General features: G+C 39.3%; 18 protein-coding genes. All 18 read right to left on the bottom strand.

Annotation, left to right across the window (positions count from 1 at the left end):
- Window positions 1-21 precede the first annotated feature (21 nt).
- Window positions 22-174: a putative metal homeostasis protein gene (locus IGI58_RS13960; RefSeq protein WP_429952928.1), complete on the bottom strand. Its 153-nt coding sequence runs from the start codon at window positions 172-174 to the stop codon at window positions 22-24.
- 55 nt (window positions 175-229) lie between these two features.
- Window positions 230-469 carry a 30S ribosomal protein S14 gene (gene rpsN / locus IGI58_RS13955; protein ID WP_429952929.1) on the bottom strand — a complete coding sequence of 80 codons (240 nt, stop codon included), beginning with the start codon at window positions 467-469 and terminating at the stop codon, window positions 230-232.
- A 158-nt stretch (window positions 470-627) separates the two neighbouring features.
- Window positions 628-1,632, bottom strand: coding sequence for a sulfate/molybdate ABC transporter ATP-binding protein (locus tag IGI58_RS13950; RefSeq protein ID WP_429952930.1), 1,005 nt, complete (start codon window positions 1,630-1,632; stop codon window positions 628-630).
- Complete coding sequence (modB, locus tag IGI58_RS13945; RefSeq protein WP_087639641.1) at window positions 1,629-2,300, bottom strand: molybdate ABC transporter permease subunit; 672 nt, start codon at window positions 2,298-2,300, stop codon at window positions 1,629-1,631. The genes IGI58_RS13950 and modB overlap by 4 nt, the downstream gene beginning before the upstream one ends.
- A gap of 9 nt (window positions 2,301-2,309) precedes the next feature.
- Window positions 2,310-3,128: a molybdate ABC transporter substrate-binding protein gene (modA, locus tag IGI58_RS13940; RefSeq protein ID WP_429952931.1), complete on the bottom strand. Its 819-nt coding sequence runs from the start codon at window positions 3,126-3,128 to the stop codon at window positions 2,310-2,312.
- Between the two features lie 21 nt (window positions 3,129-3,149).
- Window positions 3,150-4,124 carry a molybdopterin-binding protein gene (locus IGI58_RS13935; protein WP_429952932.1) on the bottom strand — a complete coding sequence of 325 codons (975 nt, stop codon included), beginning with the start codon at window positions 4,122-4,124 and terminating at the stop codon, window positions 3,150-3,152.
- A gap of 13 nt (window positions 4,125-4,137) precedes the next feature.
- Entirely contained in the window at window positions 4,138-4,611 is a 474-nt protein-coding gene (locus IGI58_RS13930) for a MogA/MoaB family molybdenum cofactor biosynthesis protein (protein ID WP_429955284.1), read from the bottom strand.
- Window positions 4,604-5,038 carry an MOSC domain-containing protein gene (locus IGI58_RS13925; protein WP_087639637.1) on the bottom strand — a complete coding sequence of 145 codons (435 nt, stop codon included), beginning with the start codon at window positions 5,036-5,038 and terminating at the stop codon, window positions 4,604-4,606. Before IGI58_RS13925 ends, IGI58_RS13930 begins: the two co-directional genes overlap by 8 nt.
- A 7-nt stretch (window positions 5,039-5,045) precedes the next feature.
- Entirely contained in the window at window positions 5,046-6,011 is a 966-nt protein-coding gene (gene moaA, locus IGI58_RS13920; RefSeq protein WP_429952933.1) for a GTP 3',8-cyclase MoaA, read from the bottom strand.
- Between the two features lie 29 nt (window positions 6,012-6,040).
- Complete coding sequence (gene moaC, locus IGI58_RS13915) at window positions 6,041-6,529, bottom strand: cyclic pyranopterin monophosphate synthase MoaC (protein WP_087639635.1); 489 nt, start codon at window positions 6,527-6,529, stop codon at window positions 6,041-6,043.
- 246 nt (window positions 6,530-6,775) lie between these two features.
- Entirely contained in the window at window positions 6,776-7,978 is a 1,203-nt protein-coding gene (locus IGI58_RS13910) for a molybdopterin molybdotransferase MoeA (RefSeq protein WP_429952934.1), read from the bottom strand.
- A gap of 14 nt (window positions 7,979-7,992) precedes the next feature.
- Window positions 7,993-10,713, bottom strand: coding sequence for a formate dehydrogenase subunit alpha (gene fdhF / locus IGI58_RS13905; protein WP_429952935.1), 2,721 nt, complete (start codon window positions 10,711-10,713; stop codon window positions 7,993-7,995).
- Between the two features lies 1 nt (window position 10,714).
- Window positions 10,715-12,013, bottom strand: coding sequence for a complex I 51 kDa subunit family protein (locus tag IGI58_RS13900; RefSeq protein WP_429952936.1), 1,299 nt, complete (start codon window positions 12,011-12,013; stop codon window positions 10,715-10,717).
- An 11-nt stretch (window positions 12,014-12,024) separates the two neighbouring features.
- Entirely contained in the window at window positions 12,025-12,510 is a 486-nt protein-coding gene (locus IGI58_RS13895; RefSeq protein ID WP_088268326.1) for an NAD(P)H-dependent oxidoreductase subunit E, read from the bottom strand.
- A complete protein-coding gene (locus tag IGI58_RS13890) occupies window positions 12,501-13,088 on the bottom strand; it encodes a hypothetical protein (RefSeq protein ID WP_429952937.1) in 588 nt (195 codons plus the stop codon). The genes IGI58_RS13895 and IGI58_RS13890 overlap by 10 nt, the downstream gene beginning before the upstream one ends.
- On the bottom strand, window positions 13,075-13,890 hold the full coding sequence (locus IGI58_RS13885; protein ID WP_429952938.1) for a formate/nitrite transporter family protein: 816 nt from the start codon (window positions 13,888-13,890) through the stop codon (window positions 13,075-13,077). Before IGI58_RS13885 ends, IGI58_RS13890 begins: the two co-directional genes overlap by 14 nt.
- A 27-nt stretch (window positions 13,891-13,917) precedes the next feature.
- The gene (gene mobA / locus IGI58_RS13880; RefSeq protein WP_429955286.1) at window positions 13,918-14,481 is read right to left on the bottom strand and encodes a molybdenum cofactor guanylyltransferase; all 564 of its coding nucleotides are present in this window, start codon (window positions 14,479-14,481) and stop codon (window positions 13,918-13,920) included.
- A 608-nt stretch (window positions 14,482-15,089) separates the two neighbouring features.
- Window positions 15,090-16,544, bottom strand: coding sequence for a glucosyltransferase domain-containing protein (locus IGI58_RS13875; RefSeq protein WP_429952939.1), 1,455 nt, complete (start codon window positions 16,542-16,544; stop codon window positions 15,090-15,092).
- Between the last annotated feature and the right edge of the window lie 140 nt (window positions 16,545-16,684).

The following is a 16,684-nucleotide window of genomic DNA, read 5'->3' as shown; positions in this document are numbered from 1 at the left end:
AAGAAATGGTCATTTTCTTCTTCAACTATTGATCGTACTAGCGTTGTTTAAAGCCATCGTTCGATTTTTTTTCTCCCGCTTATACTGCTGAATGATCTTCAGTGCACGTTTACGTGTCTTTCGATTGGTGCATTTTAATCTTCTGCGTGCGCTTGAAATGTCTTGTTTTTCCATTGTTTCTCCCCCAAAAGCTTTATTATTACCAGCTAGCTTTATGTACACCGGGAATTTACCCTGCGTGTGCCAGCGTTCTAAAATTGATCCGTGACATGCCGAATTTTCGCATATACGCTCTTGGTCGTCCATCGATCAAATCGCGGTTTTTTAAGCGATTAGGGTTTGAATCTTTGGGTAATTTTGCCAGTGCTGCGTAATCTTTATTTGCTTTTAATTCTTGTCGTAGTTCAGCATATTTTTCGACCAATGCTTGTTGTTGTTTTGCTTTGGCAATTTTTGATTTTTTCGCCATATTCTTATCTCCTTCCTTCAAATCGTAATCATTTCGTTTTAAGAGAGATAAGGATAGCATTACTTTGTATCAATTGCAAGTTTTTCTTCTTTTTAGTCGTTAACGATTAGTTTACCTCAATAAAAAAAACGAAGCATAAAATCTTCGTTTTTTGCTCTTCACTCTGTCAACAGCATAATCGCTTCAGGATTCACCGTTAGTTGTTTTACCTGACCTACTGCTATCTGTTTACTACCTTTCCACCAAAGCTTTTTCCCACGGTGAGAAAACCAGCTATTTTGTTCAAAAGGTGTTTGCTGTGAAAAACCATACTCGACCTCTAATTGATTCACTCCCGAAGTATCCAATAGAAAATCATGAGCTCTGATCCCAATATGAGAATGTCTCGGCAATACTTCTTGTGCTACGGTCAAAGGTACGGACCAACCAGTCACTAAAACCGTATGCGCATCTATTCGTTTTATCGGGAAAATATTTTTACAGCCTGTCAGCTGGGCTGCTACTAGGGTTTGCGGTTGTTTAAATAAGGTATCTGTTTCTCCCTGCAAACAAGTCTCTTCCGTCATGATCATCAGCTCAGGACACAAACGGTACAGCTCATCTAAGCTATGGCTGACGATCAAGATATTTCCGCTAAAAGAAGACAAACGCTTCTGTAGCTCAAGCTGAAGCTCTTCCTTCAATGAAGTATCCAACGCAGAAAAAGGTTCATCCAGCAACAATAATGCCGGCTCTGAGGCTAACATCCGCGCTAACGCTGCACGCTGCTTTTGACCGCCGGAGATTTGATGCGGATAGCTATTTCGGCTGTTTTCTAAATGAAACATCTCTAACAGTTCTGAAATCAGCTGACGATTCTTTGTGACACTAGCTAAGTTCTTATACACCGTTAAATGGGGAAACAGGGCGTATTGTTGAAATAATAAGCCTACATTTCGTTTTTGTGGTGACAAGTCGATAGTCGCTTCTTTGTCGAATAACACTCGATCACCCAATTGGATCCGACCTGAATCTGGCGTTTCGATTCCAGCAATACATTTTAGCAGCATACTTTTTCCGCAGCCGGAAGCGCCTAAAACACCTAAAGTAGTTGCTTCTATATCAAAGGCAGCGCGCAATGTATGGTTCTGCAGTCTTTTTTTGATATCCACGCTTAGTTTCATGATTTATGCCTCCATGACTTTCGACCAAAGAATTCCGTCATAAAAAGAATCAATAAGCAAATAATGACGATGACCCACACATAGTTTTGAGCTAAAGCCCAATCTCCAGCAGCGACAGCTGAATAGATCGCTAATGGTAAGGTTCGTGTTTTTCCTGCGATATTTCCTGCCAACATCGTTGTAGCACCAAATTCACCCAATCCTCTGGCAAACGCTAAAACTCCACCAGCCAATAAACCATTCAAAGATAAAGGCAAAGCGATTTTGAAGAAAATTTTCATTTCTGAGAATCCCAAAGTTCGTGCAGCAGAAAAAAGATCCCCATCAATTTGCTCAAAGGCTGCGATTGCGGAGCGATACATCAATGGAAAGGACACAGCTACTGCCGCAATCACTGTTGCTTTCCATGAAAAAACGACTTTTACCGCAAAAAAATCCAGCAAAAACTTCCCAATCGGTTGCTGGACACCAAAAATATCAAGTAAGAAAAAGCCAAAAACCGTTGGCGGCAGCACCAGCGGCAAGGTAAATAAGCTATTGAAAATGAGTTTTAGATTTTGCTTTTTCATACGGAAAATCAAATAAGCAATGATCGTACCACTGAAAAAAGTAAAAATGATTGCAACGATCGCTGTTTTGAATGAAATAATAATCGGACTTAAATCCACCAGACTCACCTACTTATTGATAATAAACCCTGTATCTTCAAAATATTTTGCGACTTCCTCACTTTGTAAAAATGTAAGGAAGCTTTCCGCCGACTCTTTTTCTTTCGAACTTGAGACGATTCCTACTGGATAGATGATCGGTTCATCAAGTATGTCATCAGGCATCACAGCAACGACATTTACTTTATTACTAGAGACAGCATCCGTTGCATAAACCAATCCAACTTGGGCACTTCCCTCTGCGACCCAATTCAAAACTTCTGTAACATTCGTACCAAAGCTCGCATGTTCTCTCACATATGCCCAATCACCAGTTGCTTTTAGTCCTTTTTCAGCGTATTGTCCTGCTGGAACACTCGCTGGATCGCCGACTGCAATCGTTTCTGCCTTGTTCAGATCACTGAATGAGTGCCAATTTTCCTTAGATGCACTCGGTACGATCATCACTAGCTGATTTTTCAGCAGCGGTACGACACTTTTTTCTTCGATCAATTTTTGTTCAGTCAACGCAGCCATTTGTTTTGTTGCAGCTGAAAAAAATATGTCGGCCTCCAAACCTTTTTCGATTTGCGTTTGGAGTTTCCCCGAACTATCATAATTGCCTTCGATCGTCGTCATTGGATGCTCTTTGATGTATGCGGGAATGATCTGATTCTCCATGACTGCCTCTAAACTGGCTGCTGCTGCGATCAATAAATGATGTTCTTTTGACTGACTAGCGGAATTTGCGGTCGTTGTTTTTTTGGTGTCATTGGTTGTGCAAGCAGATAAAAGAAAGCATACTGCGAAGATCCAGCCTAGAATACATGATTTTCTTAGGTGCTTCATCGTTTCACTCCTTCACTAAGGCTATAAATAACCGCCGTAACCCAAACCGATAATTTCAGCTTTATTTATGCTATCTTTGGCCATGATCCTAGGCAGCAATAAATCAAACACCGTACGTTTAGAATATAAGACTCCGCCAGGCAAACCGACGATTGTCTTTTCATTCAAGTATGCAAGTAAAAGCATCGATCCCGGCAAAACAGGTGTCCCATGAGAAATGATTTCTGCTCCAGTCTGCTTGATAGCCAAAGGTGTTCGATCATCCGGATCCACACTCATCCCACCGGTACAAAAAATAATATCTGCTCCAGCTTCCAGCATACTCTCGATAGCCTGAGTGATCTGATTAGGTTCATCATTGACGATCGTATGAAACTTGATTTCTGCCGTCGGATAGTCAGCCAGCTTTTCTTTGATCACTGGGCCAAACGCATCCTCGATCAAACCGTTGTATATCTCACTGCCAGTCGTCACAATACCAATCGTCACTTTTTCAAACGGAATCAACGACAATATAGGGTCGGTCCCTACAGCTTGTTCAGCTTCGACCAAAGCAGCTGATTCAATTTCTAAGGGAATGATTCGCGTACCAGCTATTTTTTGTCCGGCACGGACTTTTTGATTCGTGGGAAGTGTTGCAGCGGCCATCCCCGAAACTGCATTTAGTCTAAACAAAGATTCTCGATCAACTTTCAGTAGTCCATCACGTTCAGCAACTACTTCTATCTTTCCTTCTGAAACTGGCGTTGCGTTCATAAACTCGCTTGCTAGAAGTTGATACAAAAAGTCAGCTGCTTCATTTTCATGGATCAAGTTCGACTGTTCTGATCGTAAAAATAAATGTTCTTTTCCTAACGAGAGCAGTATCGGAATATCTTCTGCAGTCACACGATGTCCTTTTCGAAAAGCCACGCCTTTGAACTCACCTTTGACGATTTTAGTAATGTCTTGATAGAGGATCAACCCTTGTGAATCGATCGTTTTTACTACTTTCATCGTTTTCCTCCATTTAGTGCTCTGTTTTACGATCCGTTAAAATGTCGAGCGCATGTGATAGAATCGGCTGAAGATAAGTCAAAATTTCTTCAACAGCTTTTGGGCTTCCAGGTAGATTGATGATCAATGTCTTATCACGTTGAACTGCTACGCCGCGGCTTAACATACCGAACGGTGTCTTTTTGATACTAAGCATACGCATCCCTTCACTGATTCCAGGAATTTCTTTATCAGCAATACTCATTGTCGTTTCGGGTGTGATATCTCTCACGCCCAATCCTGTTCCGCCAGTAGTCAAAATCAACTCACATGTCGAACACCAGTCGATCAAGGTCTGCTTCAGCATTTCTTTTTCATCTGGAATAAGGATTCGATCAACGATCTCAAATTGGTCTTTCAGCATTTTTTCTATTAAATCCCCAGACTCATCTTGTCGCAGTCCTTGCGCCCCTTTATCACTGAGCGTGATGATGCCTAATTTATACAACTTCAAGCGTATCACCTTTTTTGATATGGCCTTCATCTACGACGACCGCAAAGATCCCTTCTCTAGGCATAATGCAGTCCCCAACGCGGGCATAGATCTGACAATGCTTGTGACATTCTTTTCCGATTTGAGTCACGACCAAAGACGCATCTCCAATCTGGATTTTTGTACCTACTGGCAATCTACGTAAGTCGATTCCTGAAACAATAATATTTTCACCAAATGCGCCATTGCCAACACGAGCCCCGCGCTCATTGAACTCGGTGATTTTTTCAAAAGACAATAAGCTGACTTGACGATGCCAATTTCCACCATGGGCATCATCCGCTAAACCAAAGCCTTTCACTAAATCAACTTCTGGAATCTCCTTTTTCTGTGTTCCTCTTCGTTCACTAATATTGATACCAATAATTTCTCCTGTAGCCATAATCGTCTTACCCTCCAATTTGTGACATGAAACGGGAATCTCCCTGTGTTTCTAAAAAATGATGTTTTTCCGGTTTTTGCTGAATAGCTGAAAAAATCTGAGTCAATAACAGCTCTTTATTTTGAGCAGTCAAGGCAGGTTTTAAAGAACACCCTTCATCCATATGCAAACATGTCTTGAGATTACCATCTGCAGTAATGCGAATGCGATCACACGCAGCACAGAAACAATGCCCTAATGCACTAATAAATCCAATCTTGCCTTGAAAATCTGGTAATGAAAAATAACTTGCTGGTCCATTCCCTAAGCGTTGCTCAAATGGATCCAAGCGTCCGTAAGCTGACTGTATCACTGAAAAAAGTTCTTCTTGCGTTCGTCCAGGACAGCCTTTTCCTAAACCGATCGGCATTAGTTCAATAAAACGAACATGAAGGTCTTCATTTTGTGCTAATCCAGCTATTTCTACGATTTCTTGGTCGGTCAGCTCACCTCTGGCAACTGTATTGATTTTTATATTGGGTAAGCCTACTTTGAGGGCTGCTTTTAACCCATCCAACACTCGGGTTAATTCACCAACTCTCGTAATTGTTCTAAATTCTATTGGATCGAGTGTATCAATACTGATATTTAGGCCATCTAATCCGGCATCTTTTAATGCTTGCGCATGACGTACCAGCTGAATACCATTCGTTGTCATCGTCACCTTTTCGATCCCTTTGATCTCTTTGATTTTCGCAATCAAAGCGACTGTATCTCTTCTTACCAAAGGTTCACCACCTGTGATTTTGACCTTTTTGATGTCTTGTTCAGCCAATGCTTTTAATAAAAATAGAATCTCTTCTTGTGACAACACTTCTTCTTTTTTCAAAAAGCACATGCCCTTTTCCGGCATACAATACGTGCAGCGTAGATCACAGCGATCTGTTACAGATAAACGTACATAATCAATTTCGCGATTGAAAGAATCCCTCATTTTCTCCGCGCCCTTCCTACTCTCCATGTTTAGATATCACTTCTTTTGAACATGCCACTTTTTCCACCAGATTTTTCTATTAAACCGATATTGGTCATCGTCATCTCACGATCCATTGCTTTACACATATCATAGATCGTCAATAAAGTAACATTCACGCCTGTCAAAGCTTCCATTTCAACACCCGTATTTCCTACTGTTTTTGCCAAGCATTCAACAGCTAAGACTTCTTCTGATTGCCACCGAAAATCGATCTCACATTTGGTCAGTGCAAGTAAATGACATAACGGAATCAACTCAAATGTTTTTTTCGCTGCCATGATCCCTGCAATTCTGGCAACTTGGAGGACTTCGCCTTTTTTTATCGTCTGATTTTTAATTGCTTCAGCAGTCGTTTGATGCATATGGATTTCGCCATATGCAATAGCAACTCTTTTAGTCAAAGGTTTTTCTCCCACATCGACCATTTGTGCCTGACCTTGCTCATTGATATGAGTGAATCGTCTTTTTTCATCCATTTCCGCACCTCTTTAAAACGCTTTCAAATAATTAAAATACAAATTTGTTCTCTTCCTCACAAGTGTATCACTACACCTAAAAAAAAACAATCTGATATAAATAATTTTTTTTAGTGCACAAAAATAGAGAAACCCGAAACAAAACTAAACATCAGTTTTGTTCCGGGTTCTAATGTCAAATAAGCGACGAGACAAAAATATTTCTTTCAAAAATAAGCAAAATTCTTTTTCTCAGCCTCATAATGATTAGAATTTCCAATAATAAACCGTAACTACATCCGTCTTTTTCAATGACGTCTTCGCCGGCTGATCGATCAAACAATTCGTTTCCAATGTATTATGAAAAACAGAGGAAAAATGCTGATCTGAAATAAGTGAAACCACCCCATCTTTTTCATACGCGCGGATAAACCTACGAATGCCTGAAAACGTTAAATCAGATCCTAGCTGAACCTTTCGAGACTGTAGATTTAATTCAGGACATTGCATAAAATGTGCATAGAATGACCAATAAAATAAATGTAAGTTGACCACAGAAGCAAAAGGATTCCCTGATAAACTTAAAATCAAACGATCAGCATAACAACTAGCCATGATCGGTGTGCCAGGCTTCATATTCACACAATGAAAGAGTTGCTTACCGCCTATTTTATCAATGACTTCCGGCAAATAATCCTTTTCTCCTACTGAGACGCCGCCAGTCGTAATCAGTACATCAACGGTCGCCATTTTTTCTTCGATCAGTTCAGAAAGTTCTTCAATACTGTCAGGGCAACGTTCTTTAAATAGCAGCTGACTGCCGCTAGCCTGAATAAAGGAAGCTAACGTATAAAGATTGCTGTCATAGATTTTTCCTGAAGTCAGAGAATTTCCAAGTGAAACTAATTCCGTGCCAGTCGCTATAAGTCCTACTTTTAACGGCTGAAAAACTGGTACAGTTTCCATTCCCTGTGCAGCTAAAATCCCTACTGTTCGGCTATTGATCAGTTGTCCTTTTGCCACGATCTTTTGACCTTCAAAAACATCCTCACCGATTCCTCCATAATTCAGCCCTTTGCTTGCCTCATGATAAAGTTCAACCTTCTCTATGCCGTAATCTGTCCATTCTTGCTTGATCACTGCATCAAAACCTGTCGGAATTGGTGCTCCAGTCATGATCTTATATGCAACACCTTGTTTTTTTGTTGTTTGGATTTCTTGATCTCCTGCATAAATGGTTCCTACAACAGCCAAACAAACAGGTTGCTCTTCACTTGCCCCTATTGTTTCAGCGGCAATCACTGCATAGCCGTCCATCCCCGCTCTGGAAAATGTAGGTACAGCTACTCTAGCGTAAATGTCTTCTGCGCACACTCGACCAGCAGCTTCTAAAATCAAAACAGATTCACTATTTTTTTGACGAGGAAAAGCTTGTCGAATTTTTTCCTGTGCTGCTTCTACTTCGATCATCGTTGCTCCTCCTCTTATTTGATTGGAACGATATCTACCGCACAAACCTTATATTCAGGGATGATCGCAATATCATCAAACACAGCATTTGTCAGTTCATTGACATTTCCATCTGGAAAATGGAAGGTCATAAAGACTTCTTGCGGGAACACGCGATTTCCTACTGCCGCATAAGTTTCGATCGTCCCGCGTCTTGATCTAACTTTGACTTTATCCCCTTCTTGAATTCCAAGACGACCAGCATCGACACTATTGATCTCAATGTATGAACGACCAGCAATTTGATTGATTCCTTCGGTACGACCCGTCATCGCTCTCGTGTTATAGTGATAAAGCATTCTACCGGTCGACATTAAATATGGATACTGTTCATCCGGCAGCTCTCTTGCTTTTTTGTATGGGATAGCCATAAATAGACCTTTGCCGCGTGTAAAATTACCTACGTGCATAATTGGTGTTCCAGGATCATCTAAGGTACGGCAAGGCCATTGCAGTCCTCCAGTTTCTTCCAGACGCTCATAAGTGATACCACCAAAAGTTGGTGTTACTGCAGCAATTTCTTCCATGATTTCTTTAGCTGAATCATAATGACAAGGATAGCCTAGGCGAGTCATCACCTCACAGAAAATATCAAAATCTTGTCGCGCGCTACCTCTTGGTTCAACTGCTTTTCTAACTCTTTGAACTCTCCGCTCAGTATTTGTGAACGTCCCATCTTTTTCAGCATAACTGATGCCTGGTAATACAACATCCGCATACGCTGCAGTTTCTGTCATAAATAATTCCTGAACAACTAAAAATTCTAGATTTTCCAACGCATGGCGAACATGATTCGTATCAGGATCTGTCACGATCGGATCTTCACCAAAGATATATAATCCCTTAACTTTCCCTTCAGATGCTTCCGGCAATACTTGAGTAGAAGTCATTCCGACATTTCGATTCAGCTTAACATTCCAAGCTTTTTCAAATTTTTCGATAACTTCCGGATTTGCAACTTTTTGATACCCTGGGAAATCAAACGGCATACAGCCCATATCACAAGCTCCCTGCACATTGTTTTGACCACGTAAAGGATTGACACCACAGCCGGGCTTCCCGATTTTTCCGACTAGCATCGCCATATTAGACATACTCATGACGCCTTCGGTTCCAGTAGAATGCTCTGTTACACCTAAGCAGTAAATAATCGGTGCTTTTTCAGCTTTAGCATATAGTCTCGCTGCTTTGATTAGATCATCTGCTTCGATATGACAAATTTCGGCTACTTTTTCCGGTGAGTATTCTGCAACTAGCTGTTCTAAAGCTTCAAAACCTTCTGTTTTTTCCTCGATAAATTTCCGGTCCGCTAAGCCTTCTTTTAAGATCACATGCATCATACCATTAGCAAAAGCGACATTGGTCCCTGCTTGGATCTGCAAATGTAATTCACTATTTTTAACTAGATCGATCTTTCTTGGATCAACAACGATCACTTTTGTACCGCGCTGCATCGCCTGACGTATTTGAGCGCCGATCACGGGATGAGCTTCTTCTGGATTAGAGCCCACAAGTAAAATCACGTCGACATCTGTCGTAATATCCGCAATTGGATTGGTCATTGCACCTGAACCTAAGGTATGGGCTAGCCCATGAACAGAAGCTGAGTGGCAAACTCGGGCGCAGTTATCGACATTATTCGTACCAAATGCTGCTCGAACCATTTTTTGAAACACATAATTATCTTCATTGATCGAGCGGGAACAAGAAAAACCTGCAAGAGCATCTGGCCCATCATTCGCTTTGATTTGTTTGAATTTATCTGCCACTAAAGTCAATGCTTCATCCCAAGTCGCAGGTTCAAAAACACCATTACGCTTGATCAAAGGTTCAGTCAATCGATCCCCTGAACCAACAAATTTGTAGGAAGCAAATTTACCTTTTACGCATAAGAGATTTTTATTTGCTGCACCATTGATCGGTTCAACGCCAACCAGCTTGTTTCCTTTGACTACTAAATTCATTTGGCACCCTGTTCCACAGTGCGGGCAGGTCGTCGGAATTTTTTTCGTTTCCCATGCTCTATGGGTTTTGCGCTCTTTCGCCACTAAAGCACCTGTTGGACAGACTGACACGCAATTTCCACAAGATTCACATAAAGACTGATCAAAGGAGGCTTCATAGCTTGGTGTCATTTTTGTATCAAATCCGCGTTTAGCAATGCTGATCACATCTCTACCTTGACGTAATTGGCACACTCTCGAACACTTACGGCACATGATGCATTTTTCAGGATCATAGGTAAAGAAAGGATTACTTGTGTCCTCTTGGTGACACGGCATCCTTTTTCCTTCTGTAAAGATAGTATCATCAATACCATATTCCATACAGTAATCCTGTAATTTGCAATCGCCGTTTTTCCCGCAAGAAAAGCATTCTAACTTATGATTGCTCAATAATAGATCTAAGATGAAACGACGGGAATCATTGACTCTTGGTGATCCGGTATGAACCACCATACCTTCTTGGCAATGTGCTGTACAAGCCGTATTCAGTCCGCCTTTTCTTCCACCTTCAACCTCTACCACACACATGCGGCAAGAGCCATCCGGAGCCAGTTCTTTTAAGTGACACAATGTAGGAATATCGATACCAAGCGTCTTTGCAGCTTCTAATACTGTTGTTCCCTTCGGTACAGTAACCTGTTGCCCATCGATAGACATGGTCACAGTTTGTGTTTTGATCATCGTTTCCATATTACCAAAGTCCCCCTTTAACTGGTACAGCAGCTTCTTTCAGTCCAGCTTCAAATTCTTCTGGAAAATAGTCTAAACCGCTTCTCATCGGATTCGCTACAGATTGACCTAAGCCGCACGCTGAAAGATTCGTGACATGTGTCAGCATATGTTCAAGACGTTCAAGATCACCTGATTCCGCCTGTTTCTTATTGAATTTCGTCAATAGTTCTAAGATTCTCGTTGTTCCTAAACGACAAGGTGTGCATTTCCCACAAGATTCATGTGCAAAAAAACCTGCCACTTGTACCAAGTAGTCAACAATACTGACCCGATTGTCCATGACAACAATAGCTCCTGAACCGATCGACAAATTCTTCTCCCATAACCCTTCATATGAATAAATACAATCATCTAAATTTTTAACAGCACCGATCGGTCCAGACTGTCCGCCAAAATGAATAAATTTCAATGGATTCCCTGTAGATGATCCGCCGCCATACTCGTCTGAATAGATAATTTCATGTAAAGGTGTCCCTAGGTTTACTTCATATAATCCGCGATTCTTCACATGACCAGATAAACAAATCAATTTTGTTCCACCGCCATCTTCGGTGCCTAGATCACGATAGGCCTGTCCTCCTTCTCGCAAAATCACAGGAATTCCCGCAAAAGATTCAACATTATTGACTAATGTAGGTTTTAAATACAACCCCACATCTGCTAAATGAGGCGGTTTTACTCTTGGTCGCCCTGTTTTACCTTCAATTGAATTTAGCAGGGCTGAATTTTCACCACATACATAAGCACCTGCTCCTGAAATAATCGTAATTTTATAATCAAAGCCTTCGATACCTAAAATATTATCGCCTAAAAAACCTGCTGCTTCTGCGTGATCCAGCGCCTTTTGAAAAACCTTTTGAATACGCCGATACTCTCCCCGCATATAAATATAGCCAGCCTTAGCTGAAAATAAGTATCCTGCAATGACCATCCCTTCGATCACACTAAGTGGATCATGTGCCAATAATGCTTTATCTTTAAAAGTTCCCGGCTCACCTTCGTCAGCATTACATACGATATATTTTGTATCTCCTTTGGAGCCATACAAGTGTCGCCACTTTTTGCCTAAAGGGAAGGCAGCTCCGCCTCTGCCGCGTAAATGAGCAATATCCAGTTCATCTAAAATGGTTTCTTTATCCATTTCTATTGCCTTTTTCAGTCCTTCAAAGCCTTGATAACGTTCATATTCTGCCACGTCCGTCGCATGTTCCATCTTGTTGACTCGTTCCAGCAAAACAGGTTGATTTCGTTTGATCATCTCTTTTCCTCCTATAGATCCTGATAGCGGCCATTACGTAAATCATCGATCAGCTGATATACTTTTTCTTCTGTCAAATCACTAAATACTGTATCTTTGATTTTAATGACTGGACCTTGATCACATGCACCAATACAAGGAATACTATGATACATGAACAATCCATCCGGAGTTGCCTGATCGATCGGAACCTCTAGAATCGTTTCTAATACTTCTGCCAACATGTCTCCTCCTGTATATAAACAAGGAGTACTGTTACAAATTTTAAGGACATATTTTGCTTGTGGTTCTGTCTTCAAAATAGCGTAAAAACTTAACAGCTCATAAACACGCGCTTCCGATAAGCCCAAATGACTTCCAACCAGCTTTGCTGTTTCTTCATCGATATATCCTTCCTCTGACGCAAATTGAATGTCGAGGAAAATATTTAATATGCGTTGTGGATCAGAGTCATTTTCAAAAATAATTGCTTCTTTCTCTTTCAAACTTAACCCCATATTTTTGCTCTCCTATCCTTATCCTTTTTGTTATAATAAATACCTGAATTTGTTTTGACGAGATCGAAATGATTGGGTAATTCTGGAGAATTTAAAATCAAATCCGCTTGATCGATCACTTTTGCTGCAGTTTTCTTCATTCCTTTCTGATTATTCATCATGATGAATAATCCGGGGTCAACTACCTCACGAACAGAATTTGATTCACAAACGACCACTGTATCTGCAGGAACTACTTGTTGAAAAGCTAAAAGACCTTCCAATAAATGATCGTAAAAAACCTTTAATAAATAGACTTTTTCGCACCCCGCTCTTAATAGCTGCATCGTATCTTTGGAACCACTGGCGTTTTTTTCTTCGATCAATTCAAACCCTTCGTCAATACTTGTACATATCCCACAACCGGTTTCTCCTCGTTGGCATTTCCCTTTAGCACCGCTGATCGTAATGACTTTTAGGCCATAGATAGGGAAAAACGGTTGTCCTTTTTCTATTAAAGTTTTCGCAAGCGTTGTCTTACCACTATTACGTCCTGTAGAACCGATCTGAACCATCAGAGGCATTTCAAGTTTTTTCATACACGCCACCTACACTTAGCTCTTCTGCTTCTTTTTTCTCAGTTGTAACAAACATCAAAGGTACCGCTAAAAATAGACTGCCACCGACTGCATTCCCGAAAAAAACAACCACTGTGTTGATTAAGTATTCAGACCATTGGATGTTGCTTGCGTTAGAAAAAATCGCTGCGGGAATGATAAATGCGTTCGCTACAACGTGCTGAAATCCGCAAACAACAAAAACCATTACAGGAAACCATAGCCCAAAAATCTTGCCTAAAAAAGTTTTCCCCATGGCACCCAAATAGACAGCTAGACAAACAAAAATATTACAGCCAATACCTGAAACAAATGCTACAAGCGGCGTATCATTGATTTTTGCCTGTGCCACAGAGAGCGTTTTTTCTAGAAATGCGCCTTCAGTCAAACCAACGATATGACCGAAGAAAAAAGCGACCAAAAAACCGCCAAGACAATTGGTGATCAATACAATCAGCCAATTATAAATCACATCTTTTTTCGTAATTTTCTTTTGCATCAATCCTAAAGTCATCACCATCATATTTCCTGTTGCTAACTCACCGCCTACAAAAGTAAGCGCTACCAATCCAATTGGAAATAAACAACCTCCTAAAAACGTCGCAAAGCTGCCCCACGTTTCAGGAACAGTTCCTGTAATTCTGATAAACGATAAATACCCCAGTGCAATAAAAGAGCCTGCCATAATTCCTAAAATGCTCAACCGAACAAATGATAATTTCGTCTTTGCCTTTGCTTTATCCCCTAAACTGCTGACGACTTCCTGACTGCTGTCAAAATCCATCCTGTACTCCTTTCATGTCACTTTATTTTAATTCCAAAAGACAAGTTCTTTTGGCGTGTTCACATTGTTGATAGTCGTAGACGTTTCTAATGTAATGATCTTAACTGAAAATCGATCGAATTCTTTTGCTATGCGCCAATTTTTTGATGTAAGCTGCTGTTGAAAGACAGACAAACAAGAACGATGATAAAAAGCGAATAATGGTTCTAATCGACCGTTTTGCTGACATAATACAATTTGATACGTTGATAAATGCTCTGTCATGATCCGAATCAAATCAACTGTTAAGTTAGGGATATCACAAGCAACTAAAAATAGATATTCTGTTTCTATTTCTTCCAGTCCAGTTGCTAAACCGCCCAAAGGCCCTTTTTCATGGTAATGATCTTCAATGATAGCCACTTGAGAAAAAACAGCTGGAAATTTTGTTCTTTGATTTGCTACGAGCAATACTTTAGGAAAAGTTTTTTGGAGCTGTTTTACTGTTCTAAGTAGAACGAACTCTCCATTGACTTTTAGCAAAGATTTATCAAAGCCCATTCTTGTACTTTTTCCCCCACATAAAATGACGGCTGTAGCCTCTTTGATCATTCCCACAGAACTCCTCCTTCTAGCCAAAGTAAATCAAAAAACTAAATATTTTTCATCTAGCATAAATATTTTTAAGCACTTTCATTTACTCTATTATAAAACATCCTTTCAACAAGTCAATTATTATTTTTATTATTTCTTACCTTTATCTGATTCGATAAAGGTATTCTTGTAGCTATTTTGTCTGTTACAGTAAATTTTTATATAAAAAAAGTTTAGAGGATAACTGGTTGAGTTATCTTCTAAACAAAATACTCGATAAAACAATTTACGTTGTATCAGATTGCAATTTCAATCCATTCACTTAGATGACACGCTCTCTAAAGAATAAATTTAATTTATTTTGAACAATTTTTTTATCTGTAACTTTTGCAATTCCTCTTTAAAAGCTACGTCAATACTCATTTGAACCACAGAATCGATTATTGATAGAAAAAGTACTTAAATTTTTTGTCCTATAAGCTTCACCTGATTTATTTTCTAAACCATCCAATACCTTTTTAAATCCATTGCCAGCTTTACCCTTTTATCTCTGTCTAATAGTAACAATATAGATATAACGACCAGCTTTTTTCATCATGCATATCAATTACACTAATTGATTTTGTTTACTTAACAATAATATAAATATCCTGATTTTTTTGGTAAATATCATAATAATAGTCCGACTTCTTTCGTTCTTTTTCATCGGATTGGAATTCTTCTAAGTTAAAAGGTTGGATATCAATATTCATACCTGAATATGTTTTGAATAGCACTTGATTTGGCCAGAAAAGTGCTGTATTTGTTGGTACTAAATCTTTTAAGATCGGGTAGTTTTTAGCGGTATTTTCAAATACAGGTGATTCCTTAAAAAGAGTGTTTGAATAGACCTTTTGCTTATCTGAAAGTACTAAATCCTTTAAATCTGATGCTAACACAAGGCTTTGACGTTCAAATGCATCAAGTTGATAGGACAAAGATGAGGCATAGACAAAAGGAAATGACAGTAAATAGAAACAAAATAGAGTGATTATTCCTTGTATCGGTATTGATAAACTAGGAATCATAGGCAATCGATTAAGAAGTAAGATCAGCGTTATAGCAACAAAAATACTAAATCCATATGCGTATCTTGGTGCTGCTAAAGCTAATTTTTCTGAGAATATCAAGAAAACACCATAGCTTAATATTGATCCTAAAATCAAATAAACAAAAGAAAAAAAGAAGACATTAGCTCTTTTAGTTTTAGCTGTAATAACGTGAACAAAAATGAATACTATCAACAAAACTATAACGAATAATATCCATAAGCGCGTACTTTGTTCTATAATTTTTTGCAAATACATTTTGCTATTAATAAAGATAACCGCTGGAATATCTTTTAGAGAGGCTATTGCAACATTGCCACCTCTATTTGCTAATTCAGGGTTAAATTTCATTTCAAGTACATAGCTCCCCATAGCAACAATATAAGCTAACGCTGACAACGCTATTTGTTTGAGGATCTCTATCCATTTTTCGTTTTCCAAAATTCTTTTGAAGGACAAAGCCAATACTAAAAGAAGATATACGCCAGAAGACGCTTGATAGGTATTGCACATAAGAAAAACGCCGATAACCGATATCCAAAAAAAGAAATACCGTTTGCTATCCCACCAAAGAAATGGAATGACTGAGAACAAAATGCTGAATGTCATAAAAGGAGCATCAAATCTGAAACTTATATTTTGAAGAAACCAAGGATTTATCCCGACGATCGTGGATACGATCATTGGAATGATCTGTAATTTTTTATCATTTAATACATATACAACGATACTACTGGAGATAGTTAAAATAATTGCCGTTAGAATCGAAGAAACTAATCCTAAATCAGTTAGATGCCTACTTCCCTGTATCATCCAAGCTAAAATCTCACTGCCCCACCGTGAATATCCTTCTGCAAATTTTGAATATCCCCATAATTGCCGTCCAACATCATCTAAATAAGGAAAATTCACTATCCCTATCGCCAAATTGATGACCAGATAAATAAAAAAAACTAAGAGGATACTTCGTTTATTTTTTTCAACAGCTAACACTTTTTTCCAACTCCTTTTTCTCTTTACGGTTATTCATTTGTAAACATTCTAGCCATTGATCTTTTCGAAGAATATTTTATCTACATAAAAATCTCTACAAACATTTTTTAGTCTCATTTGAAATAAATATAATGACAAAA

The sequence above is a fragment of the Enterococcus sp. AZ020 genome (assembly GCF_050499205.1).
In the GTDB taxonomy this organism is placed as follows: domain Bacteria; phylum Bacillota; class Bacilli; order Lactobacillales; family Enterococcaceae; genus Enterococcus_L; species Enterococcus_L dunnyi.
Note: the sequence above shows the minus strand (reverse complement) of the source record. Positions and strands in the feature narration are given on the sequence as shown.